Origin of the sequence: Pseudomonas sp. SMV71 (assembly GCF_052042015.1) — a bacterium.
Lineage (GTDB): Bacteria > Pseudomonadota > Gammaproteobacteria > Pseudomonadales > Pseudomonadaceae > Aquipseudomonas.
On the sequence record NZ_JBKGGU010000004.1, the window covers coordinates 54,344 to 76,506 of the forward strand.

A 22,163-nucleotide genomic window follows, 5' to 3' on the forward strand; every position below is an offset into this window, starting at 1 on the left:
TGAATTTGCGGCGTTCACAAGAACCCTGTGGGAGCGAGCCTGCTCGCGATGAGGCCAGCCCAGGCAACACAACCCTTAAGGACATCCCATGACCAACACCGCCCACAGCCAAGTCGTACAAAAGCAATTCGGTGAGCAGGCCTCGGCCTACCTGAGCAGTGCCGTGCACGCCCAGGGCGCCGAGTTCGCGCTGCTACAGGCTGAGCTTGCCGGTCATGCTGGCGCCCGCGTGCTCGACTTGGGTTGCGGTGCCGGGCATGTGAGTTTCCATGTGGCCTCCCTGGCCGAGGAGGTCGTGGCGTACGATCTGTCCCAGCAGATGCTCGACGTCGTGGCCGCTGCGGCAACGGATCGTGGCCTGGGCAATATCACCACGGTGTGCGGTGCCGCCGAGCGTTTGCCATTTGGTGATGGCGAATTCGATTTCGTGTTCAGCCGTTATTCGGCGCATCATTGGAGCGACTTGGGCTTGGCCTTGCGCGAGGTGCGCCGAGTGCTCAAGCCGGGTGGGGTGATGGCGTTCATCGATATCTTGTCGCCGGGCACGCCGTTGCTCGACACTTACCTGCAAAGCATCGAAGTGCTGCGCGACACCAGCCATGTACGCGATTACTCGGCCGCCGAGTGGCTGCGCCAGGTCAGCGAGGCGGGGCTGTATGTGCGCAGTACCTCACGCCAACGCCTGCGCCTGGAATACCAGTCCTGGGTCGAGCGCATGCGCACGCCCGAGGTGATGCGCGCGGCCATCCTGCAGTTGCAGCGCTCGATGGGCGATGAAGTACGCGAATATTTTGAGATTGAGGCCGATGGTTCGTTCAGTACAGATGTACTGGTGCTGTGGGCCGAGCGATAGAATTTTTTCCGGCAGGTCCTGGGTTGCAGAACCAGGGGCCGGCCGCCAGAACAAACGAGGAAAGCATGAGCAAGCAGATTCTGATTCTCCCAGGTGACGGCATCGGTCCGGAAATCATGGCCGAAGCGGTCAAGGTCCTGGAGCTGGCAAACGACAAGTACGGCCTGGGCTTCGAACTCAGCCACGACGTGATCGGCGGCGCCGCCATCGACAAGCACGGCGTACCGTTGGCCGACGAAACCCTGGACCGCGCCCGCGCCGCCGATGCGGTGCTGCTGGGCGCCGTGGGCGGCCCGAAATGGGACAAGATCGAGCGGGACATTCGTCCTGAGCGCGGCTTGCTGAAGATTCGTGCGCAACTGGGCCTGTTCGGCAACCTGCGTCCGGCGATCCTTTATCCGCAACTGGCCGACGCCTCGAGCCTGAAACCGGAAATCGTCTCCGGCCTGGACATCCTCATCGTTCGCGAGCTGACCGGCGGTATCTACTTCGGTGCCCCGCGTGGCACCCGCGAGCTGGAGAGCGGCGAGCGCCAGGCCTACGACACGCTGCCCTACAGCGAAAGCGAAATCCGCCGGATCGCCCGGGTCGGCTTTGACATGGCTCGCGTGCGGGACAAGAAACTGTGCTCGGTGGACAAGGCCAACGTGCTGGCCTCCAGCCAACTGTGGCGTGAAGTGGTCGAGCAGGTGGCCAAGGATTACCCGGACGTCGAGCTGAGCCACATGTACGTCGACAACGCCGCCATGCAACTGGTGCGTGCGCCGAAGCAGTTCGATGTGATCGTCACCGACAATATGTTCGGCGACATCCTGTCCGACGAAGCGTCGATGCTCACCGGTTCCATCGGCATGCTGCCGTCGGCTTCCCTGGATGCCAACAACAAGGGCATGTACGAGCCGTGCCACGGTTCGGCGCCGGACATCGCCGGGCAGGGCATTGCCAACCCGTTGGCGACCATTCTGTCGGTGTCGATGATGCTGCGCTACAGCTTCAACCTCACGGACGCCGCCGACGCGATCGAGAAAGCGGTCAGCGTGGTGTTGGACCAGGGCTTGCGCACGGGCGACATCTGGTCGGCCGGTTGTACCAAAGTCGGTACCCAGCAAATGGGCGACGCAGTAGTCGCCGCGCTGCGGAATCTGTAATCTCTCGGGCCCACTGCTTCGACGGTGGCCCACTTTTGTATAGGTGTAGTTGCGATGAAACGTGTAGGTCTGATCGGTTGGCGCGGCATGGTCGGTTCCGTGCTCATGCAGCGAATGCTGGAAGAGCAGGATTTCGATCTCATTGAACCGGTGTTTTTCACCACTTCCAATGTCGGTGGCCAGGGCCCGTCCGTGGGCAAGGACACCGGTGCGCTCAAGGATGCCTACAGCATCGACGAGCTCAAGAGCCTTGACGTGATCCTGACCTGCCAGGGCGGCGACTACACCAGCGAAGTCTTCCCCAAGCTGCGTGAAGCAGGCTGGCAGGGCTACTGGATCGACGCCGCTTCCAGCCTGCGCATGCAGGACGACGCGGTGATCATACTCGATCCGGTGAACCGCAAGGTCATCGACCAGCAGCTGGATGCGGGCACCAAGAACTACATCGGCGGCAACTGCACCGTCAGCCTGATGCTGATGGGCCTGGGCGGGCTGTTCGAGGCCGGTCTGGTGGAGTGGATGAGTGCCATGACCTATCAGGCGGCATCGGGTGCGGGCGCGCAGAACATGCGTGAGCTGATCAAGCAGATGGGCGCGACCCACGCCGCCGTCGCCGATGACCTGGCCAACCCGGCCAGCGCCATCCTGGACATCGACCGCAAGGTCGCCGAGGCGATGCGCAGCGATGCGTACCCGACCGAGAACTTCGGCGTGCCGCTGGCCGGCAGCCTGATCCCATGGATCGACAAGGAACTGCCGAACGGCCAGAGCCGTGAAGAGTGGAAGGCCCAGGCCGAAACCAACAAGATCCTGGGCCGTTTCAAGAGCCCGATCCCGGTGGACGGCATCTGCGTGCGCATCGGCGCCATGCGCTGCCACAGCCAGGCGCTGACCATCAAGCTGAACAAGGACGTGCCAATCGCCGACATCGAAGGGCTGATCAGCCAGCACAACCCTTGGGTCAAGCTGGTGCCTAACAACCGCGACATCAGCATGCAGGAGCTGAGCCCGACCAAGGTCACCGGCACCCTGAACGTGCCGGTGGGCCGCTTGCGCAAACTGAACATGGGCTCGCAGTTCGTTGGCGCCTTCACCGTCGGCGACCAGTTGCTGTGGGGCGCGGCCGAACCGCTGCGCCGCATGCTGCGGATCCTGCTCGAGCGTTGATTCGATGTGGCTGTGAACGAACCCGCGCCTTGTGAGAGGTGCGGGTTTTTTTATCTCGGTTGGGTGAGTTCCCTGTGGCGAGGGAGCTTGCTCCCGCTGGGCTGCGAAGCAGCCCCAGAACTCTAGCGGTTGCTGCGCAACCGAGCGGGAGCAAGCTCCCTCGCCACAGGTTCTCCTGTGTTCAATTGCTTGCCCGCCAACCGCCCGGTAAAGTGCCGCTCCCCCCGTTTTACCCGAGGTAGACCCATGAGCCAGTCCATTGATATTGCCGTGATCGGCGCCACCGGTACTGTCGGCGAAGCCCTTGTCCAGATTCTCGAAGAGCGGGACTTCCCGATCGGCAACCTGCACCTTTTGGCCAGCAGCGAATCAGCAGGCAGTTCGGTGATGTTTCGCAAGAAAAACGTGCGGGTGCGGGAGGTCGACGACTTCGACTTCAGCAAAGTCCAACTGGCGTTTTTCGCCGCTGGTCCGGCGGTGTCCCTGAGCTTCGCTCCGCGTGCCAGCGCTGCTGGTTGCGCGCTGATCGACTTGTCGGGCGCCTTGCCGCCGGAGCAGGCGCCGCAGATCGTGCCGGAGGCAAACGCCCAGGTGCTTGCCGGTCTGAAGAAGCCCTTCCAGGTCAGCAGCCCCAGCGCGTCGGCCACGGCGCTGGCGGTGGCGCTGGCACCGCTGCGGGACTGCCTTGACCTGCAGCGCATCAGCGTGACCGCCAGCCTCGCGGTATCCGCCCAGGGGCGTGTCGCCGTGAGCGAACTGGCGCGCCAGACCGCCGAGTTGCTCAATGTTCGCCCGTTGGAGCCAAAGTTTTTCGACCGGCAGATGGCATTCAATCTGTTGGCCCAAGTGGGGCCTGCGGATGAGCAGGGCCACACGCAGTTGGAGAAACGCCTGGTGCGTGAGTTGCGCCAGGTGCTGGATCAACCTTTGTTAAAAATTTCAGTGACTTGCATTCAAGCTCCGGTGTTTTTCGGCGATAGCTTGAGCGTGACTGTGCAGTCTGCAAAGGCCGTCGACCTGGCTCAGGTGAATGCAGCCCTGGAATCCGCGCCCGGTATCGAGCTGGTGGAGGCGGGGGATTACCCGACGCCAGTAGGCGATGCGGTGGGCCAGGATGTGGTTTACGTGGGGCGCGTGCGCGGCGGGATCGACGATCCGGCGGAACTGAATATGTGGCTGACGTCAGATAACGTGCGTAAGGGCGCCGCGCTCAATGCGGTGCAGGTGGCGGAGCTGTTGATAAAAGAGTTGCTGTAAAAGATACTTGGCGGCAATTTGTCGAATGATTCTAGCTGGGCGCTATGCTTGGTCAGGATGCTGAAGGCGAACCTCCCTCTGGGGGCTTTCCCGGGGCATGAGTGAAATGATCGCGCGCACCGTCGCTTCGGGGCTGCGCGCAATGCCTTACGGCAGCGGCACCAACACGTTCTCGCTGGCCGAGGAATGTTCAAACAAAGGAAGAGGCTATGGTTCAAGTTCGCAAACTGGTATTAGCAATAGCGGCCGCCTCGGCGCTGTCTTCCGGTATGGCGCAAGCGCTCGGGCTCGGGGAATTGACCCTGAGGTCGACGCCGAACCAGCCTCTGGTCGCCGAGATCGAACTGCTCGATGTCCAGCAGTTGACCGCAGCCGAAGTCGTGCCAAGCCTGGCCTCGCCCGATGACTTCGCCAAGGCCGGGATCGACCGCCAGGCCTTCCTCAATGACCTGACCTTCACCCCGGTCATCAATGCCAATGGCAAGAGCGTGCTGCGAGTAACGTCCAGCCGACCGCTGTCCGAACCGATGGTCAAGTTCCTGGTGCAGGTGATGTGGCCCAACGGCCGCCTGTTACGCGACTACAGTGTGTTGCTCGATCCGTCCAAGTTCTCGCCACAGGCCGCTGACGCCGCTCGGTCCAAGTCGTCCCAGGTCGTGTCCACGCCGGTCACTGGCGCGACCAGGCCGTCCCAGTACACCACCACACCGCGCGACACCCTGTGGGAAATCGCCGCCAAGGTACGCAACGGCGGATCTGTCCAGCAAACCATGCTGGCGATCCAGGCGCTGAACCCGAACGCCTTCATTGATGGCAACATCAACCTGCTCAAGACCGGCCAGGTCCTGCGTCTGCCGGACCCGGTGCAAAGTACGGCCTTGCCGCAGCCTCAGGCCATCGCTGAAGTTGCCGCGCAGAACGCCGCCTGGCGTTCCGGTCGCCGCAGCGTGGCGGGTGGCGGCAAGCAGCAGTTGGACGCAACCAGGCGTGGTCGCGGCGAAGGCGCGCCGGCGCCGGCCGCCGGTCGCGACAACCTGAGCCTGGTCTCGGCCGAATCGGCGAAGGCGGGCGCCAAGGGCAAGGGCGCTGCAGGTGATGCCCAGGCACTGAACAACAAGCTTGCCGTGACCCAGGAAAGCCTCGATGCGGCTCGCCGGGATAACGAAGAGCTGAAAAGCCGCATGGCGGATCTGCAAAGCCAACTGGACAAACTGCAGCGCCTGATCGAGCTGAAGAACAATCAACTGGCCAAGATGCAGGCCGAAGGTGCTGCGGTTCCACCGGCTGGTGAAGCGCCTCCCGTGATGTCGGCCGAGTTGGCCCAGGCCCCGACGGCCCAGACCCCGGCCGTGGAACCTGCACCTGCACCTGCACCTGCACCTGCACCTGCGCCTACGCCTGCACCTGCACCTGAAGCAGCGCCACCTGTGGCTCCGATCGAGCCGGCGCCCGCTGCGTCCAACGAGGCCAAATACAATGATCTGCTCACCAATCCGATCCTGCTGGGGTTGATCGGTGGCGGTGTGCTGCTCCTGCTGTTGTTGCTGTTGCTGCTCGCTCGGCGACGCAAGGCCCAACAGGAAGCCGAAAAGCATTTGCGCATGGCGCGCGCCCTCGAGGAGGAGGCCGACTTCTCCCCGGAGCTCGATCTGCCCCCGAACAGTTTCGAGGGCATTGAAGTTCCACCGCCAAGCGTAAAACTCGAGCCGAAACCTGCGCCGGCCCCCGCGCCTGTGCCCAAGCCGGCTCCGGTGGTCGCGCCAGTGATCGTTACGCCGCCGATTGCCGCACCACTGGTGGCGCCGGCAGCCGAGCGCTCCGATGATGTACTCCCCCAGGCCCAGGCCCACATCGACCGTGGTCGTTTGAACCAGGCCGCTGACATGCTTGAGCAGGGCATCAAGGCCGAGCCACAGCGCAGCGACCTGCGCCTGAAACTCATGGAAGTCTATGGTCAGCAGGGTGACCGCGATGCGTTCGTCGCCCAGGAGCGCCAACTGGTGGCCAATGGCGATAACTATGCCCAGGTCGAACAGCTCAAGAGCCGTTTCCCGGCCATGGCGGTTGCCGCCACTGCGGGTGTGGCCGCAGCGGCTGTCGCGGCGGAATTGGACGCGCAGTATGTCAAGGAGCTGCTGGAAGATCCGTCGCCCACCAACGAGGAATTGGACAGCGCTTTCGACTTGAGCCTGGATGACCTGGACGCGGCGCCGGTCGCACCGGCCCCCGAGCCTGTCGCCGAGCTGGATGCGTTCCCCGAGGACGATGACCTGAGTTTCGAGTCGGTACTCAAGCAGCAGACCCAGGCCAACGAAAGCCTGGATGACCTGTCGGAATTCGACCTGGACCTGGGGGCCGATGCTCCGACTCCGGTGGCGGCACTGGACGATGAAGACTTCCTGCTGGACCTGGGCGACGACCTGAAAGGTTTCGACTCGCCTGCGGCCGACGCGTCCGCCCTGGCCGACACGCCGGCGGACGATCTGGAGCTGCCGGCGGATTTCGATCTGTCCCTGGCCGATGAAATGGACGCGCCTGCAGCACCCAAGGATGCCTTCGAGTCCGAACTGGACGATGTCAACGCCGAGCTGGATCGGCTGTCCGACAGCCTGGGCCAGCCGACTTTCACCGCCGAAGACGCGATGGTCGGTGCGGAAGAGGAGCCGGACTTCGACTTCCTCAGCGGTACTGACGAGGTGGCGACCAAGCTCGACCTGGCCCAGGCCTACATCGACATGGGTGACAACGACGGCGCCCGGGACATCCTCGGAGAAGTCCTCAGCGAAGGCGATGCCACCCAGCAGAGCGAAGCCAAGGAGATGCTGTCGCGCCTGGCGTAAGGTTCTCGGGTCAGCAGAAACGGCAGCCGGTGAGGCTGCCGTTTTTGTTTGGGGCGCGAAGAGGTGGCGCCTGGCCGAGCCTCATCGCGAGCAGGCTCGCTCCCACAGGGGATTTGGGTGCCCCGCAAATCCTGCGTCTACCGATGCCCTCTGTGGGAGCGAACTTGCTCGCGAAAGCGTCGTGTCAGGCGACATCATGTTGGCTGGTCCACCGTCATCGCGAGCAGGCGCTCCCACATGGGTTGAGGGCTTGCGCAAGTTCTGCGTCTACCGCCGCTTCCCCCTGTGGGAGCGAGCCTGCTCGCGATGACGCCAGCCCATCCACCACCGTATCAACAGTTGCGCTGGCATCCCGAACCTTCGGCCTTATAATGCCCGCCTTTGCGTACTTCAGCAGGCTGTAATTCCTTGGCAAACATAGACAACCCGGCCGCCGAAATGGCGGCCGAAGGCTTCTCCCGGATCGCCTTGGGCGTTGAATACAAAGGCTCGCGCTATCGTGGCTGGCAGCGTCAGGCTTCCGGCGTACTGACCGTGCAGGAAACCCTTGAAAACGCACTGTCCAAGGTCGCCGACTCGCCCGTGTCGCTGCATTGCGCTGGCCGGACCGATGCCGGCGTGCACGCCTGTGGCCAGGTGGTGCACTTCGATACCCAGGCCGAGCGCTCGATGAAAGCCTGGGTCATGGGTGCCAATATCAACCTGCCCCATGATGTCAGCGTCAGTTGGGCCAAGGTAATGCCGGCGCATTTTCATGCCCGCTTCAAGGCCATCGCCCGGCGTTATCGTTACGTGATCTACAACGATCAGATCCGCCCGGCGCACCTGAACGAAGAAATCACCTGGAACCATCGTCCGCTGGACGTCGAGCGCATGGCCGAGGCCGCGCAGTACCTGGTCGGCATCCATGATTTCAGTGCGTTTCGTGCCGGGCAGTGCCAGGCCAAATCACCCATCAAGGAGCTGCATCACCTGCGCGTGACCCGCCACGGCAAGATGATCGTGCTGGACATCCGCGCCAGTGCCTTCCTGCACCACATGGTGCGCAACATCGCCGGCGTACTGATGACCATTGGCGCCGGTGAGCGGCCGGTGGAATGGATCAAGGAAGTGCTCGAAAGTCGGATCCGGCGCTCGGGCGGCGTGACCGCCCATCCATTCGGCCTGTATCTGGTGCAGGTCGAATATCGCGACGAATTCGAGCTGCCGGAGCGTTACATCGGGCCACATTTCCTCACGGGCTTCTGCGAACTCGACGGCTGACGCTCTGCGCAGCATTTGCTACCATCCGGGACTTTCACGGATTTACCTGAGGTTTTCACGACATGTCGGCCGTTCGCAGCAAGATTTGCGGGATCACCCGCGTCGAGGACGCGTTGGCGGCGGTCGAGGCCGGAGCCGACGCCATCGGGCTGGTGTTCTACGCCAAGAGTCCGCGGGCGGTGACGGTGCAGCAGGCGAGGGCGATCATCCAGGCCTTGCCGCCGTTCGTGACCCCGGTGGGCCTGTTCGTCGACGCCAGTCGTTGCGAGCTGGGCGAGATACTCGATGCCGTGCCGCTGGCGCTGTTGCAGTTTCATGGCGATGAGAGTCCGGCCGACTGTGAAGGCTGGCATCGTCCGTACGTCAAGGCATTGCGAGTCAAGGCCGGTGATGACATCGCTGCTCGTTGCGACGCCTTTGCCAGCGCCAGCGGCATCTTGCTCGATACCTACGTGGAAGGTGTGCCTGGCGGTACCGGGGAAGCATTCGACTGGTCGTTGGTGCCGCAGGGCCTGAGCAAGCCGATCATCCTCGCCGGTGGCCTGACGGCGGAAAACGTCGCCGCGGCCATTCGCCAGGTCCGCCCTTACGCGGTGGACGTGAGCGGTGGGGTGGAGCAGGCCAAGGGCATCAAGGACCCGGCAAAGATTCATGCGTTCATGGCGGCTGTGCGCGGTTGCCAGTAGTCAATGTGACGGCTGGCAGACTGCCGCCGTCCATACCTGCACTGTACAAAGCAGGCAGGCACCGCCTTCGGGCGGGCCAAAAGCGTAGGGGCAACCGCGGTGCAGCGGTTGTCGGGATGGCTGAGGTAGATGGGCTGCACGCAGGTCATGTTTCGCACTGACCGTGGTGGCCGCTGGACCCTCGCCGCACAATGAATTTAGCTCAAGGGCATACGCGGGGCCGCGAACCAGAGCGTTCGGGTCGCCGGTACTGGAGAAAGAAAGCATGAGCAACTGGTTGGTAGACAAACTGATCCCTTCGATCATGCGTTCCGAGGTGAAGAAAAGCTCGGTGCCTGAAGGTCTGTGGCACAAGTGTCCGTCCTGCGAAGCGGTGCTGTACCGCCCGGAGTTGGAAAAGACCCTGGACGTTTGCCCCAAGTGCAACCACCACATGCGCATCGGCGCGCGTGCCCGTATCGATATCTTCCTGGACGCTGAAGGCCGCGTGGAGCTGGGTGCAGACCTGGAGCCGGTGGACCGTCTGAAGTTCCGTGACGGCAAGAAGTACAAGGACCGCCTGACCGCCGCCCAGAAGCAGACCGGTGAAAAAGACGCCCTGGTGTCCATGAGCGGCACCCTGCTGGGCATGCCGGTGGTGGTCTCGGCGTTCGAATTCTCGTTCATGGGCGGTTCCATGGGTGCCATCGTCGGCGAGCGCTTCGTTCGTGCGGCCGACCATGCCCTGGAAAACCGTTGCCCGATGATCTGCTTTGCCGCTTCCGGTGGTGCGCGGATGCAGGAAGCACTGATCTCCCTGATGCAGATGGCCAAGACCTCTGCGGTGCTGGCGCGTCTGCGTGAAGAAGGCATCCCGTTCATTTCGGTGCTGACCGACCCGGTCTACGGTGGTGTTTCCGCCAGCCTGGCAATGCTGGGCGACGTGATCGTCGGCGAGCCGAAAGCCCTGATCGGCTTTGCCGGTCCGCGAGTGATCGAACAGACCGTGCGCGAGAAACTGCCGGAAGGCTTCCAGCGCAGCGAGTTTCTGCTGGAGCACGGCGCGATTGACCTGATCATCGACCGTCGCGAGCTGCGTCCGCGCCTGGGTAACCTGCTGGCGCAACTGATGGGCCTGCCGACGCCGACCTTTGTCGCCGCGCCGATCGAGCCGGTCGTGGTTCCGCCGGTCCCTGCCGGGCTATGACCCAACGCACCCTGGGCGACTGGCTCGCCTACCTCGAGCAGTTGCATCCTTCGGCCATCGACATGGGGCTGGAGCGCTCACAAGCGGTAGCGTCCCGCATGGGACTGGCCAAGCCGGCGCCCCGGGTCATCACCGTCACCGGCACCAACGGCAAGGGTTCGACCTGCGCTTTTGTGGCCTCGCTGCTGCGGGCCCAAGGGCTGAACGTCGGTGTCTACAGTTCGCCGCACCTGCTGCGCTACAACGAGCGGGTGCAGGTCAACGGTGTCGAAGCCTCTGACGCCGCGCTGTGCGAGGCGTTTGCCGCAGTAGAAGCCGGGCGTGGCGATATTTCCCTGACGTACTTCGAGATGGGCACCCTGGCAGCGTTCTGGCTGTTTGCCGAGGCCGGCCTCGATGCCGTGGTGCTGGAAGTCGGATTGGGTGGGCGACTGGATACGGTCAATCTGGTGGACGCGGACATCGCGCTGGTCACCAGTATCGGCGTCGACCATGCCGATTACTTAGGTGATACCCGCGAATCGGTGGCGTTCGAGAAGGCCGGTATCTTTCGCCAGGGCGCGCCTGCACTCTGTGGCGACCTCAATCCGCCCCAGCCATTGTTGGACAAGGTTCGCGAACTGAACTGTCCATTCTTCCTGCGCGGTCGGGATTTCGACCTGGCAATGACCGAGCAGCATTGGCAATGGCGTGGCAGCGATGCCCGGGGCAATCCCGTGGAATTGCGTGACCTGCCGCTGCTGGACCTGCCAATGGAAAACGCTGCGCTGGCGCTCCAGGCGTACCTGTTGCTGGGACTGCCGTGGGATGCCGATCAGATCATCGGAGCATTGCAAGCGACTCGCATCGTCGGTCGTCTCGACCGTCGACAGTTCGACTGGCAAGGCAAGCGTCTTAATCTGCTGCTGGATGTCGGTCATAACCCCCATGCGGCGCAGTACCTGGCCGAGCGCCTGGCGCGACGGCCGGTGGTGGGCCGGCGTCTGGCGGTGTTCGGGCTGCTGTCCGACAAGGATCTGGATGGCGTTGTCGCCGCGTTGGATGCTAGTGTCCAGCAATGGGCGGTCACACCGCTGGATACACCTCGCTCACGTACGGCGGCGCAGTTGCAGGACGCCTTGCAGCGTCACGGTGCCGCCGTGCAAGCCTATGGCAGCGTGGCGGCCGCTCTGGAGGGGCAGGCCGCCCAGGCGACGGTGGATGACGAGATTCTGCTGTTCGGATCATTTTTTTGTGTTGCCGAGGCCCTTCAATGGCTGGCCCGGCACTCCACGGAGGAAGCTGCAGATGGCATTGCTGGATAAGGCGTACAAGCAGCGCATGGTCGGGGCACTGGTATTGGTGGCCCTGGCGGTGATTTTCCTGCCGATGCTGTTTTCCCGTCAGGACGAGCAGCGCCAGGTCACTGTCGATGCGCCAGCTGCGCCCCAGGCGCCGGCGGTTACGCCGGTGCAGGTCGAGCCGGTGGCAGTGCCCGAACCGCAGGCGCTGCCCCAGGAGCCTGTGCCGAGCGACGAAGAGATGGCCGGGCAGCCTGCTGCGCCTTCGACGCCGATTGCCCCTGCACCGGTGGCCCCGACTCCAGCCGCTGCGGCGACGCCCGCCAAGCCGGCTGTCGCGCCGACGCCGGTTCCGGCCGCTCCGGCCGTCAAGCCGGCCCCGACCCAGCCCATTACCGCTGCGCCTACCAAGCCGGACACGACCCAGAGTCGGGTGGATGCCAATGGTCTGTCGGTCAGTTGGTCGGTACAACTGGCCAGTCTGACCAGTCGCGAGAGTGCCGAAAACCTGCAGAAAACCTTGCGCAGCCAAGGCTACAACGCCTATATCCGTTCAGCAGACGGCAAGAACCGGGTCTTCGTCGGCCCGTTGATCGAGCGTGCCGAAGCCGACCGCCTGCGCGATCTGTTGAGTCGCCAGCAGAACCTCAAGGGTTTTGTGGTGCGTTTCCAGCCTGAACGCGGTTGACGGCGATTTATCTGATTTGAAACACGCAGCTTACCGACAGCCCTGCGCTCTGCTAAAATGCGCCGCCTTATCCGTCCGTAGGCTGCACCGTGCCATTTACCTGGGTTGACTGGGCGATCGTTGCGATCGTCGCCATCTCTGCTTTGATCAGTCTGAGCCGTGGCTTCGTCAAGGAAGCCCTCTCGCTGCTGACCTGGATCATCGCGGGAGTCGTAGCCTGGATGTTTGGTGGCTCGCTGTCCCAATACCTCGCCGGATACATTGAAACACCGTCGGCTCGCGTGATCGCGGGCTGTGCCATTCTCTTTATCGCCACCTTGCTGGTGGGCGCCATGATCAACTATCTGATCGGCGAACTGATTCGCGTCACCGGGCTTTCCGGGACGGACCGGTTCCTTGGCATGGCCTTCGGTGCCGCGCGTGGCGCGTTGCTGGTGGTCGTGGCTGTCGGGCTGTTGAGCCTGGGGCCGGTACAGCAGGATACGTGGTGGCAGGAGTCCCGGCTCGTGCCACAATTTCTATTGGTCGCAGACTGGTCCAAGAACCTGATCCTGGGTTGGAGCAGTCAGTGGCTTGCCAGCGGTATCAGCGTACCCGCTGAAATACCGTTCAAGGAACAGCTCTTGCCGATGGCCAAAACGCCGCAGTGAGGGTTGTTCAGTTCAGATCCATTAAGTAGGGGTTGCGTCGCATGTGTGGCATCGTCGGTATCGTCGGTAAGTCGAACGTCAATCAGGCGCTGTATGACGCGCTAACCGTGCTCCAGCACCGCGGCCAGGACGCTGCCGGTATCGTGACCAGCCATGATGGCCGGTTATTCCTGCGCAAGGACAACGGCCTGGTACGTGACGTGTTCCACCAGCGCCACATGCAGCGCCTGGTCGGCCACATGGGCATCGGCCATGTGCGCTACCCGACGGCGGGCAGTTCGACGTCGGCCGAGGCCCAGCCGTTCTACGTCAACTCGCCGTACGGCATCACCCTGGCGCACAACGGCAACCTGACCAACGTCGAGCAACTGGCCAAGGAGATCTACGAATCGGATCTGCGCCACGTCAACACCAGTTCCGACTCGGAAGTGATGCTCAACGTGTTTGCCCATGAGCTGGCCCAGCGCGGCAAGCTGCAGCCTACCGAAGAAGACGTGTTTGCCGCCGTGACCGACGTGCACAACCGTTGCGTGGGTGGCTACTCGGTCGTGGCCATGATCACCGGCTACGGCATCGTTGGTTTCCGCGACCCCCATGGCATCCGTCCGATCGTGTTCGGCCAGCGTCACACCGACGAAGGCGTCGAGTACATGATCGCCTCCGAAAGCGTATCCCTGGACGTGCTGGGTTTTACCCTGATCCGTGACCTGGCGCCAGGCGAAGCGGTGTACATCACCGAAGACGGCAAACTGCACACCCGTCAGTGCGCGACCAACCCGTCCCTGACCCCATGCATCTTCGAACACGTGTATCTGGCGCGCCCGGACTCGATCATCGACGGTATCTCGGTGTATAAGGCACGCCTGCGCATGGGCGAGAAGCTGGCCGAGAAGATCCTGCGCGAGCGTCCGGACCACGACATTGACGTGGTCATCCCGATCCCTGACACCAGCCGCACGGCGGCCCTGGAATTGGCCAACCACCTGGGCGTCAAGTTCCGCGAAGGCTTCGTCAAGAACCGCTACATCGGTCGTACCTTCATCATGCCGGGCCAGGCGGCACGGAAAAAATCCGTACGCCAGAAGCTCAATGCCATCGAGCTGGAATTCCGCGGCAAGAACGTGATGCTGGTGGATGACTCCATCGTCCGAGGCACCACCTGCAAGCAGATCATCCAGATGGCCCGTGAAGCCGGCGCCAAGAACGTGTATTTCTGCTCTGCGGCCCCGGCCGTGCGTTACCCGAACGTCTACGGCATCGACATGCCGAGCGCCCATGAGCTGATCGCTCACAACCGCAGCACCCAGGACGTGGCCGACCTGATCGGCGCCGACTGGTTGATCTACCAGGACCTGCCGGACCTGATCGAAGCGGTTGGCGGGGGCAAAATCAAGATCGAGCAATTCGACTGCGCGGTATTCGACGGCAAGTACGTCACCGGCGACATCGACGAGGCCTACCTGAACAAGATCGAGCACGCACGTAACGATGCGTCCAAGGCGAAGACTCAGGCGGTCAGTGCGATCATCGATCTGTACAACAACTGAAAGACGAACCGGCCCTGAGGGGCCGGTTTGCGTTTAACCGATTGAAGGAGTGGCAGCATGAGTCAGGATTGGGATGCCGGTCGGCTGGACAGCGACCTTGAGGGCGTAGCGTTCGATACCCTGGCGGTTCGTGCGGGCCAGCACCGCACACCGGAAGCCGAGCATGGCGATCCGATGTTCTTCACTTCCAGCTACGTGTTCCGCACCGCCGCCGATGCGGCTGCGCGGTTTGCTGGCGAAGTGCCGGGCAATGTTTACTCGCGCTACACCAACCCGACCGTACGGGCTTTCGAGGAGCGCATCGCCGCCCTGGAAGGCGCCGAACAGGCCGTGGCGACCGCCACTGGCATGGCCGCGATCATGGCTGTGGTCATGAGCCTGTGCAGTGGTGGTGACCACGTGCTGGTGTCGCGCAGCGTCTTCGGCTCGACCATCAGCCTGTTCGAAAAGTACCTCAAGCGCTTCGGTGTCGAAGTCGACTACGTGCCCCTGGCGGATTTGTCCGGTTGGGATGCAGCGATCAAGGCCAATACCAGGCTGCTGTTTGTCGAATCGCCTTCCAATCCCCTGGCCGAGCTGGTGGACATCGCCGCGCTGGCGGAAATCGCTCACGCCAAGGGCGCCATGCTGGTGGTGGATAACTGCTTCTGCACCCCGGCATTGCAACAGCCCTTGAAGCTGGGAGCGGACGTGGTGGTGCACTCGGCGACCAAGTTCATCGACGGCCAGGGGCGTTGCATGGGTGGCGTGGTGGCCGGTCGTGGCGAACAGATGAAAGAGGTGGTGGGCTTTTTGCGTACCGCCGGGCCGACCCTTAGCCCGTTCAACGCCTGGATCTTCCTCAAGGGCCTGGAAACCCTCGGCCTGCGGATGAAGGCCCATTGCGCCAATGCCCAGGCCGTGGCCGAGTGGCTGGAACAGCAGGACGGCATCGAGAAAGTGCATTACGCCGGCCTCAAGAGTCATCCGCAACATGACCTGGCCGTGCGCCAGCAGCGCGGTTTTGGTGCGGTGGTGAGCTTTGAGGTCAAGGGGGGCAAGGAGGGCGCCTGGCGTTTCATCGACGCGACAAGGCTGATCTCCATTACTGCCAACCTGGGTGATAGCAAGACCACCATCACCCACCCGAGCACCACCTCCCACGGCCGTTTGTCGCCCCAGGAGCGTGAAGCGGCGGGCATTAGTGACAGCCTGATCCGCGTTGCGGTCGGTCTGGAAGACGTGGTCGACCTGCAAGCCGATCTGGCTCGTGGGTTGGCGGCTTTGTGATCGAGCTGGCTACGCCGCCCAGCGGCACTCATGGCCGGGTCGCACTGGTTACGGGCGCCGCACGCGGCATAGGCCTGGGCATCGCTGCCTGGCTGATCTGCGAAGGCTGGCAGGTGGTATTGACCGACCTGGACCGCGAGCGCGGTTCCAAAGTGGCGAAGACCTTGGGTGACAACGCTTGGTTCATCGCCATGGACGTCGCGGACGAGGCGCAGGTCGCCACCGGTATTGCCGAAGTGCTCGGGCAATTCGGGCGGCTTGACGCGCTGGTGTGCAACGCGGCCATTGCCGACCCGCACAACATCACCCTGGAAAGCCTGGACCTGGCCTACTGGAATCGGGTCCTGGCGGTGAACCTGGGCGGGCCGATGCTGTTGGCCAAGCACTGTGCGCCGTACCTGCGCGCCCACAACGGCGCCATCGTCAACCTGGCCTCGACCCGCGCCGGCCAATCGGAGCCTGATACCGAGGCCTATGCGGCAAGCAAGGGTGGTTTGCTGGCCCTGACCCATGCCTTGGCTATCAGCCTTGGCCCGGAGATCCGGGTCAACGCCGTCAGCCCGGGCTGGATCGACGCGCGGGATCCGTCCCAGCGTCGCGCTGAGCCGTTAACTGACGCAGACCACGCCCAGCATCCGGCGGGGAGGGTGGGCACGGTGGAGGACGTGGCAGCGATGGTGGCGTGGCTGTTGTCACGCAATGCCGGTTTCGTCACAGGCCAGGAGTTCGTGGTAGACGGCGGCATGACCAAGAAAATGATTTATGAGTGAGGGGGCAGCTGCAAGTGGCGAGCTACAAGCTGCAAGCGACTGTGTGGTGTCGGCGCTTCTGACTTGCAGCTTGAAGCTTGCCGCTCGAAGCTGTTTTTGAAAAAAAACCAATCCTGCTATTGACTTAGCTTCGGCACCTGCGTAAATTTCGCGGCCTCAACGAAGCAAAGGGTGATTAGCTCAGCTGGGAGAGCGTCTGCCTTACAAGCAGAATGTCGGCGGTTCGATCCCGTCATCACCCACCATGTTTTACGAGAGTCTTGCGAAAGCAAGACGGAAGCTGTCAAAAGCCTCCACCGACGCGCAGCGGTAGTTCAGTCGGTTAGAATACCGGCCTGTCACGCCGGGGGTCGCGGGTTCGAGTCCCGTCCGCTGCGCCATATTTTCCGAAGCAGGTTCGCCTGGTTCGAGATCAAGAGCCCTAGGGTTTTGATCAGACGAGTTAATTGGACGCAAGTCCACAGCGATACGCAGCGGTAGTTCAGTCGGTTAGAATACCGGCCTGTCACGCCGGGGGTCGCGGGTTCGAGTCCCGTCCGCTGCGCCATATCTGCTTCGAGGCCCGCTGAACGCCTTGAAGCTAAGAAGAAAGCCGTAGGCTTCTTCCCATCGATAGCAAAGACCCTGGTCGAAAGACCGGGGTTTTTTGTTTTCAGCATAATGATGAGAATCGTGGCGAGGGAGCTTGCTCCCGCTGGGCTGCGAAGCAGCCCCTTTCCACATCCACGAAGCGCTTGAGGCGGGACCTCAAAACCCAAGCCGATCCCGCAACCCGTAATACCAGGCGCCCATCGCCGCAAACGGCGTACGCAACAACTGGCCACCCGGGAACGGGTAGTGCGGCAGGTCGGCAAACGCATCAAAACGCTCAGCCTGACCACGCAGTGCCTCCGCCAGTACCTTGCCCGCCAGGTGCGTATAGGTCACGCCATGGCCGCTGCAACCCTGGGAGTAATAGATGTTGTCCCCCAGGCGTCCGACCTGAGGAAGACGAGACAACGTCAGCAGGAAGTTTCCGGTCCAGGCGTAGTCGATCTTCACATCCTTGAGTTGCGGGAAGGCCTTGAGCATCTTCGGCCGGATAATCGCTTCGATGTTCGCCGGATCCCTCGCGCCATACACCACGCCGCCGCCGAAGATAAGGCGCTTGTCGCCTGTCAGCCGGTAGTAGTCGAGCAGGTAGTTGCAGTCCTCGACGCAATAATCCTGGGGCAGCAGGCTGTGAGCCAGTTCCTCACCCAGGGGTTCGGTGGTTATCACCTGTGTACCGCACGGCATGGACTTGGCTGCCAGCTCCGGCACCAGATTGCCGAGGTAGGCGTTACCCGCCACTATAATGAATTTGGCCCTGACCTTGCCCTGAGGTGTATGCACAACGGGACTGGCGCCGCGCTCGATGCGCATGGCCGGCGACTGCTCATAAATCACCCCGCCCAAAAACTCCACCGCCGCCGCTTCGCCCAGCGCCAGATTGAGCGGATGAATATGCCCGCCGCTCATGTCCAGCATCCCGCCGACATACTCATCACAAGCCACTACTTCGCGAATACGGCGCTGATCCATCAGCTCCAGCTGGGTGTGACCAAAACGCTCCCATAAACGCTTCTGGGACTCCAGGTGGCCCATTTGCCTGGCCGTGAGCGCGGCGAATACACCACCATCCTTCAAATCGCACTGAATCTGATACTTCGCCACCCGCTCGCGAATGATCCGGCCGCCCTCGAACGCCATGTTGCCCAGCAACTGCGCCTGCGCGGGCCCGACGCTGCGCTCGATCACGTCGATGTCGCGGCTATAGCTGTTAACGATCTGTCCGCCGTTGCGACCCGATGCACCAAAACCGACCTTGGCTGCTTCAAGGATCGTGACCTTGAAACCGTTCTCCAGCAAAAATAGGGCAGAGGACAGGCCGGTGTAGCCCGCGCCGATCACGCACACATCGGTCTCGACGTCATCCTGCAGGGCCGGGCGCGACGGGGCCGGATTGGCCGACGCGGCGTAATAAGACGCTGGGTAGGGAGTGTTCGCCATTCTGCAACCTCTGTTTTATATTTTTTACGAATGCGCAGATCCTACCCGAGATAAAAATCGCCCGCCAGCCACCGGCAAATCTTCGCCCGGCGGGGGAAATTAAATATTTTGCATATTCATAGGGTTAGGTGAAAAAAAGGTGTTGACACCCCTTTGGAATTCCGTAGAATGCCGCCTCACAGCAGGCACGTAGCTCAGTTGGTTAGAGCACCACCTTGACATGGTGGGGGTCGTTGGTTCGAGTCCAATCGCGCCTACCAAACAAAATCCGCTCTGCTGGGCGGTCTAGAAGGGGTTACCGGAAACGGTAACCCCTTTTTGTTTTCTGCCATTTGCAAAATTTTTGCAAATCCTACTTCAGAGCTCGTTTGAAGCAGGAATGGAATGACGCTCTGCGAGCGGAAGCAACCCGTGCCGATTACAACCTTGTCGAAACCAGGATACCGAGCCCCCAGGACAAGGAGGGTGTTGGTATCATCCGTGTCAACGAGAATACGCCGCAGAAAATAATCTGGGCGGTGTAAAAGGCAAAGAAGCCCAGCATAGGGCTGGGCTCGTCGAACCGACAATATCCACTTCCAATAGAAGCGCCGCAAGACCACGCATTACTCGGCTTTTGTGCTTTTGACCTCGAAGAAGGGTTAACCAATGACAAGTAAGCTTGAGGAAAGCACAGCGGTGACTGCTGCCGACATTGAGCGCTCTATCCAGGCACTCAACAAAATGGCTGAACGCCTCTGGGGGGACGGTCGGGAAGCGGAGGCGAAAGCCTTGCTGAGCGCCTTGGATGCTTTAAACAGAGCGCTCGACAGGATCAGGATAGGTCAGAGCCGCAGGGTTCTTCATTGATGTTTGACTGCTCTTCGACACCGACGCGCTCATCGATGTCGTTTTCGAAATCGCCGTTTACCGCATCCGCACCGTCACTTAGGTGCTGGAAAATATCGCGTTTCGTTCGGATATCAGTTCAGATGCCGTTTTTCGTAAATGACAAACAACGTCGCTGTGTGGCAGGTGTGACGTGGTGGGACGTAATTGGAAGACGGCTGCGGGCGGAGGCGGCGGAATAACTGAAACGGGCGGCTTCTGGGCGCACGTTCCCAGGGAGCTGCAAAAGCACTACAGTGGTCTCGTTAGCCTGTATCATGCTGTCGTTGCGGCGATACTCTCAGGTCTTTTTTCTGAGCAAGGGGAGGAACGCGGTAGCCCTTTAAAAGCTCATTCGTGTCAATAGTACGATGGAATCTTGGAGGGGAAATTCATGACTGAAACTGTAAAAAAACCTCTTTCAGAGCAAGCTATTCGGAATCTGGAGCTTCAGATCCCTGATGTGGCAGCAGGAGCCACTCATGCGGCGTTTTTCCGCGCCCTCGCGGCTGGACATGCGGTGCTCAAGGTTGAAGGTAACCAGATCGTTGAGTCGAAGGCTGACGGCAGTGTACGGGTGGTTGGCGAAGCCAAGCCTCGTCGCAAGGTGACTGTAGGAGAAGTCGTCAAAGTTCGTTGTATCAATGCCAGTGCCTAGATTGCGAGTATTTGCAGGCCCTAACGGATCCGGCAAGAGCACGATCAAAGAGCAGATCCCCGCTAATCTCATCGGCACGTATGTAAACGCTGACGAGATAGAGAAGGAGGCCAACGCTTCTGGTTTTGTTGATCTTGCAAAATTTGATATCACAACGACTCTAGAAGCTTTGCAAACGTTCTTCGCGGATCACCCACTGCTTCAAAAAGCAGGACAGCAAGATCATGCAGACCTGATAACTCTAAACGATCAGCGCGTGGACTTTCGCGGCGTCCAGATGAACTCCTATTATGCTTCTGTAATGTCTGACTTCATTAGGCACAATCTGCTTGCCCAGAAGGTCAGCTTTACATTTGAAACCGTAATGTCTTTTAAGGACAAAGTTGAGTTCATGCAGCTGGCACGGGCCAATGGCTACAGAACATATCTATATTTTGTCGCGACCGAGTCCCCAGAAATCAATATCAACCGGGTTGCGAACCGTGTCGACGATGGTGGTCACGACGTGGCGCAAGACAAGATTATTGAACGTTACTACCGTTCGGTTGAGCTTCTTCCTGCCGCCATCGCTGCTTCGAATCGTGCTTATATTTTCGATAACTCCGGGGAGCAGTCCGTTCTGCTGGCTGAAGTAACCGATGGGACGGAACTCCAGTTCCATGAAGAGGAAATACCGGATTGGTTCGTGCACGGGTACGTGGACAAGGTTACGAACTCTGGCGACTATTAAATATCAATTGTGCGACGGTAAGTCCGTGCGTAGCGATTTCGGAGCCACCGCATGAAGTTCTTCCTGGCCACCCTGGCCGTTGTATCACTCGCAGGCTGCTCCACACTCTCCGAAACCTTCGACGATCGCCCCCGCTGCGGGCCTCATCCCTATTGCGGATCCGCCAGTGATATCGAGCTGATCAAGGCCGCGACGGACGAAGATGCCGGGATCCTACGGGCCCTGGTACCGCTGGCGGTGATCGACCTGCCGTTCAGCATCGTCGTCGATACGTTGTTCCTGCCGTATACCGCTTTTGCCAGTGACCCTGCTCGGGACTGAGCCGTCAGCTATGCCGGCGATCCATGAGCCGATTTCCTGAGTTGAACAAGGAGCACGTAAGTGACAAGCAAGTTAGTGGCGTGCGCGTTATGTCTGCTGAGTGTGTTAACTGTTCAGACTGCTTACAGCAGCGCGGTGGATGAGTCTGAAGAGAGCGCATCAACGCTCTGCAGAATACTCGATGGCCTCGACGCCTTGACCCAGGCTTCGGAGTTCTCGGCCAAGAGCCGGACGGTCAACATTGTCATAGACGGCTCTGCCGAAGACGCCCAAAAACTCTGTCCGCAAATCAGCGCACTTGTCGAGCAGAACGAATTGGTTTTCGCCAAGGGTTGGGCGGTGCAAATCTCATCTTCCAGTCCAGACTATTCGGTTATCGGGACTTGTCCGTTGTAGTTGGCCTGCTCCAACCGGGCCAGGTATTCGCTGGCCTTGCGATATTTCTCCACCCGCTCCAGGTCTTTCGGACCTGGGTGCTCGATCCGAGACAAATCACTATTCTCCGCAAGGTCAGCCAACTTCACCCGGCGGGCCAGCGGATTATGTGCCGCACGCTGGATAAAGGCCTGGTAAGTCTCGTCTTCGCGTTTGGTCAGGGATTCAATGGCGACCAGGACGGCTTCGCTGAAGCCTGCATTGCGCAGGTCGGCGAGCGTTACCTCGGTGTCTTCGATCACGTCATGCAGCACCGCCACCATTTGCTCTTCGTCACCCCTCAGGCGCAGCATGACTTTCAGCGGATGCAAGATATAGGGTGAGCCACCTTTATCGATTTGCCCTTCGTGGGCCTGTGCTGCAATGGATATGGCCTTTTCAAGCGTACTCATGAGCTGTCTCGCCTAATTCTCATTTTCTCAGCGCGCCACGCTCTTCAGTGTGACCGCTTCACGGGACATCGTAGCGAATGTCTTGATGGGGTGCTGGTGCAACTTTCCGACACTGGTTTCTTCCG

21 protein-coding genes and 4 tRNA genes are annotated in these 22,163 nt (G+C 61.2%); 23 read left to right on the forward strand and 2 right to left on the reverse strand.

All coding sequences use genetic code 11. From position 1 onward, the window contains the following. The first annotated feature begins 88 nt into the window (after positions 1-88). The 17 genes from ACLEJQ_RS04835 to ACLEJQ_RS04915 all read left to right on the forward strand — a co-directional run bounded on the left by ACLEJQ_RS04835 (position 89) and on the right by ACLEJQ_RS04915 (position 17,151). The gene (locus ACLEJQ_RS04835; RefSeq protein ID WP_440792693.1) at positions 89-853 is read left to right on the forward strand and encodes a class I SAM-dependent methyltransferase; all 765 of its coding nucleotides are present in this window, start codon (positions 89-91) and stop codon (positions 851-853) included. A 65-nt stretch (positions 854-918) separates the two neighbouring features. Further along, the gene (gene leuB, locus ACLEJQ_RS04840) at positions 919-2,001 is read left to right on the forward strand and encodes a 3-isopropylmalate dehydrogenase (protein ID WP_440792695.1); all 1,083 of its coding nucleotides are present in this window, start codon (positions 919-921) and stop codon (positions 1,999-2,001) included. 54 nt (positions 2,002-2,055) lie between these two features. Then, entirely contained in the window at positions 2,056-3,168 is a 1,113-nt protein-coding gene (gene asd / locus ACLEJQ_RS04845) for an aspartate-semialdehyde dehydrogenase (RefSeq protein ID WP_440792697.1), read from the forward strand. Between the two features lie 246 nt (positions 3,169-3,414). Then, entirely contained in the window at positions 3,415-4,425 is a 1,011-nt protein-coding gene (locus ACLEJQ_RS04850; RefSeq protein ID WP_440792699.1) for an aspartate-semialdehyde dehydrogenase, read from the forward strand. A 209-nt stretch (positions 4,426-4,634) separates the two neighbouring features. Continuing rightward, complete coding sequence (locus ACLEJQ_RS04855) at positions 4,635-7,265, forward strand: FimV/HubP family polar landmark protein (protein WP_440792700.1); 2,631 nt, start codon at positions 4,635-4,637, stop codon at positions 7,263-7,265. A 438-nt stretch (positions 7,266-7,703) separates the two neighbouring features. Next, positions 7,704-8,528, forward strand: a complete 825-nt coding sequence (gene truA / locus ACLEJQ_RS04860; protein WP_440793077.1) for a tRNA pseudouridine(38-40) synthase TruA — start codon at positions 7,704-7,706, stop codon at positions 8,526-8,528. A 62-nt stretch (positions 8,529-8,590) separates the two neighbouring features. Next, positions 8,591-9,214: a phosphoribosylanthranilate isomerase gene (locus ACLEJQ_RS04865; protein WP_440792702.1), complete on the forward strand. Its 624-nt coding sequence runs from the start codon at positions 8,591-8,593 to the stop codon at positions 9,212-9,214. Positions 9,215-9,479: 265 nt separating this feature from the next. Further along, on the forward strand, positions 9,480-10,400 hold the full coding sequence (accD, locus tag ACLEJQ_RS04870; protein WP_440792704.1) for an acetyl-CoA carboxylase, carboxyltransferase subunit beta: 921 nt from the start codon (positions 9,480-9,482) through the stop codon (positions 10,398-10,400). After that, entirely contained in the window at positions 10,397-11,704 is a 1,308-nt protein-coding gene (folC, locus tag ACLEJQ_RS04875; protein WP_440792706.1) for a bifunctional tetrahydrofolate synthase/dihydrofolate synthase, read from the forward strand. Before accD ends, folC begins: the two co-directional genes overlap by 4 nt. Beyond that, a complete protein-coding gene (locus tag ACLEJQ_RS04880) occupies positions 11,688-12,368 on the forward strand; it encodes an SPOR domain-containing protein (protein ID WP_440792707.1) in 681 nt (226 codons plus the stop codon). Before folC ends, ACLEJQ_RS04880 begins: the two co-directional genes overlap by 17 nt. 89 nt (positions 12,369-12,457) lie before the next feature. Next, positions 12,458-13,018 carry a CvpA family protein gene (locus ACLEJQ_RS04885; protein WP_039593931.1) on the forward strand — a complete coding sequence of 187 codons (561 nt, stop codon included), beginning with the start codon at positions 12,458-12,460 and terminating at the stop codon, positions 13,016-13,018. 41 nt (positions 13,019-13,059) lie between these two features. Next, the gene (purF, locus tag ACLEJQ_RS04890; RefSeq protein WP_440792709.1) at positions 13,060-14,565 is read left to right on the forward strand and encodes an amidophosphoribosyltransferase; all 1,506 of its coding nucleotides are present in this window, start codon (positions 13,060-13,062) and stop codon (positions 14,563-14,565) included. A 57-nt stretch (positions 14,566-14,622) separates the two neighbouring features. After that, on the forward strand, positions 14,623-15,834 hold the full coding sequence (locus ACLEJQ_RS04895) for an O-succinylhomoserine sulfhydrylase (protein WP_440792710.1): 1,212 nt from the start codon (positions 14,623-14,625) through the stop codon (positions 15,832-15,834). Beyond that, on the forward strand, positions 15,831-16,604 hold the full coding sequence (locus tag ACLEJQ_RS04900; RefSeq protein ID WP_245143900.1) for an SDR family oxidoreductase: 774 nt from the start codon (positions 15,831-15,833) through the stop codon (positions 16,602-16,604). The genes ACLEJQ_RS04895 and ACLEJQ_RS04900 overlap by 4 nt, the downstream gene beginning before the upstream one ends. Before the next feature lie 169 nt (positions 16,605-16,773). Next, a tRNA-Val gene (locus ACLEJQ_RS04905) sits at positions 16,774-16,849 on the forward strand. 58 nt (positions 16,850-16,907) lie between these two features. After that, positions 16,908-16,984 (forward strand) — tRNA-Asp (locus ACLEJQ_RS04910). A gap of 90 nt (positions 16,985-17,074) precedes the next feature. Beyond that, positions 17,075-17,151, forward strand: a tRNA-Asp gene (locus tag ACLEJQ_RS04915). 200 nt (positions 17,152-17,351) lie between these two features. On the opposite strand, the gene ACLEJQ_RS04920 is transcribed toward ACLEJQ_RS04915, so the two are convergent. Beyond that, on the reverse strand, positions 17,352-18,635 hold the full coding sequence (locus ACLEJQ_RS04920) for an NAD(P)/FAD-dependent oxidoreductase (RefSeq protein ID WP_440792712.1): 1,284 nt from the start codon (positions 18,633-18,635) through the stop codon (positions 17,352-17,354). A 183-nt stretch (positions 18,636-18,818) separates the two neighbouring features. Between ACLEJQ_RS04920 and ACLEJQ_RS04925 the strand changes: the two genes are divergently transcribed. The 6 genes from ACLEJQ_RS04925 (at position 18,819) to ACLEJQ_RS04950 (ending at position 21,607) form a co-directional block, all read left to right on the forward strand. Next, positions 18,819-18,895 (forward strand) — tRNA-Val (locus ACLEJQ_RS04925). Between the two features lie 388 nt (positions 18,896-19,283). Continuing rightward, positions 19,284-19,484 carry a hypothetical protein gene (locus ACLEJQ_RS04930; protein WP_440792714.1) on the forward strand — a complete coding sequence of 67 codons (201 nt, stop codon included), beginning with the start codon at positions 19,284-19,286 and terminating at the stop codon, positions 19,482-19,484. 412 nt (positions 19,485-19,896) lie between these two features. After that, positions 19,897-20,160 carry a hypothetical protein gene (locus ACLEJQ_RS04935; protein WP_440792716.1) on the forward strand — a complete coding sequence of 88 codons (264 nt, stop codon included), beginning with the start codon at positions 19,897-19,899 and terminating at the stop codon, positions 20,158-20,160. Continuing rightward, complete coding sequence (locus ACLEJQ_RS04940) at positions 20,147-20,890, forward strand: zeta toxin family protein (protein WP_440792718.1); 744 nt, start codon at positions 20,147-20,149, stop codon at positions 20,888-20,890. Before ACLEJQ_RS04935 ends, ACLEJQ_RS04940 begins: the two co-directional genes overlap by 14 nt. Positions 20,891-20,941: 51 nt before the next feature. Further along, positions 20,942-21,211, forward strand: coding sequence for a YceK/YidQ family lipoprotein (locus ACLEJQ_RS04945; protein WP_440792720.1), 270 nt, complete (start codon positions 20,942-20,944; stop codon positions 21,209-21,211). A 60-nt stretch (positions 21,212-21,271) separates the two neighbouring features. After that, positions 21,272-21,607, forward strand: coding sequence for a hypothetical protein (locus ACLEJQ_RS04950; RefSeq protein WP_440792722.1), 336 nt, complete (start codon positions 21,272-21,274; stop codon positions 21,605-21,607). Here ACLEJQ_RS04950 and ACLEJQ_RS04955 read toward each other — a convergent pair. Next, the gene (locus ACLEJQ_RS04955) at positions 21,577-22,038 is read right to left on the reverse strand and encodes an HD domain-containing protein (protein WP_440792723.1); all 462 of its coding nucleotides are present in this window, start codon (positions 22,036-22,038) and stop codon (positions 21,577-21,579) included. The genes ACLEJQ_RS04950 and ACLEJQ_RS04955 overlap by 31 nt on opposite strands. Positions 22,039-22,163 lie beyond the last annotated feature (125 nt).

What these genes read in the sequence shown, in the direction of transcription:
- ACLEJQ_RS04835 (WP_440792693.1), top strand. Translation starts at nt 89, where the DNA reads ATGACCAACACCGCCCACAGCCAAGTCGTACAAAAGCAATTCGGTGAG.
- leuB (WP_440792695.1), top strand. Translation starts at nt 919, where the DNA reads ATGAGCAAGCAGATTCTGATTCTCCCAGGTGACGGCATCGGTCCGGAA.
- asd (WP_440792697.1), top strand. Translation starts at nt 2,056, where the DNA reads ATGAAACGTGTAGGTCTGATCGGTTGGCGCGGCATGGTCGGTTCCGTG.
- ACLEJQ_RS04850 (WP_440792699.1), top strand. Translation starts at nt 3,415, where the DNA reads ATGAGCCAGTCCATTGATATTGCCGTGATCGGCGCCACCGGTACTGTC.
- ACLEJQ_RS04855 (WP_440792700.1), top strand. Translation starts at nt 4,635, where the DNA reads ATGGTTCAAGTTCGCAAACTGGTATTAGCAATAGCGGCCGCCTCGGCG.
- truA (WP_440793077.1), top strand. Translation starts at nt 7,704, where the DNA reads ATGGCGGCCGAAGGCTTCTCCCGGATCGCCTTGGGCGTTGAATACAAA.
- ACLEJQ_RS04865 (WP_440792702.1), top strand. Translation starts at nt 8,591, where the DNA reads ATGTCGGCCGTTCGCAGCAAGATTTGCGGGATCACCCGCGTCGAGGAC.
- accD (WP_440792704.1), top strand. Translation starts at nt 9,480, where the DNA reads ATGAGCAACTGGTTGGTAGACAAACTGATCCCTTCGATCATGCGTTCC.
- folC (WP_440792706.1), top strand. Translation starts at nt 10,397, where the DNA reads ATGACCCAACGCACCCTGGGCGACTGGCTCGCCTACCTCGAGCAGTTG.
- ACLEJQ_RS04880 (WP_440792707.1), top strand. Translation starts at nt 11,688, where the DNA reads ATGGCATTGCTGGATAAGGCGTACAAGCAGCGCATGGTCGGGGCACTG.
- purF (WP_440792709.1), top strand. Translation starts at nt 13,060, where the DNA reads ATGTGTGGCATCGTCGGTATCGTCGGTAAGTCGAACGTCAATCAGGCG.
- ACLEJQ_RS04895 (WP_440792710.1), top strand. Translation starts at nt 14,623, where the DNA reads ATGAGTCAGGATTGGGATGCCGGTCGGCTGGACAGCGACCTTGAGGGC.
- ACLEJQ_RS04920 (WP_440792712.1), bottom strand. Translation starts at nt 18,635, where the DNA reads ATGGCGAACACTCCCTACCCAGCGTCTTATTACGCCGCGTCGGCCAAT.
- ACLEJQ_RS04930 (WP_440792714.1), top strand. Translation starts at nt 19,284, where the DNA reads ATGACAAGTAAGCTTGAGGAAAGCACAGCGGTGACTGCTGCCGACATT.
- ACLEJQ_RS04935 (WP_440792716.1), top strand. Translation starts at nt 19,897, where the DNA reads ATGACTGAAACTGTAAAAAAACCTCTTTCAGAGCAAGCTATTCGGAAT.
- ACLEJQ_RS04940 (WP_440792718.1), top strand. Translation starts at nt 20,147, where the DNA reads ATGCCAGTGCCTAGATTGCGAGTATTTGCAGGCCCTAACGGATCCGGC.
- ACLEJQ_RS04945 (WP_440792720.1), top strand. Translation starts at nt 20,942, where the DNA reads ATGAAGTTCTTCCTGGCCACCCTGGCCGTTGTATCACTCGCAGGCTGC.
- ACLEJQ_RS04955 (WP_440792723.1), bottom strand. Translation starts at nt 22,038, where the DNA reads ATGAGTACGCTTGAAAAGGCCATATCCATTGCAGCACAGGCCCACGAA.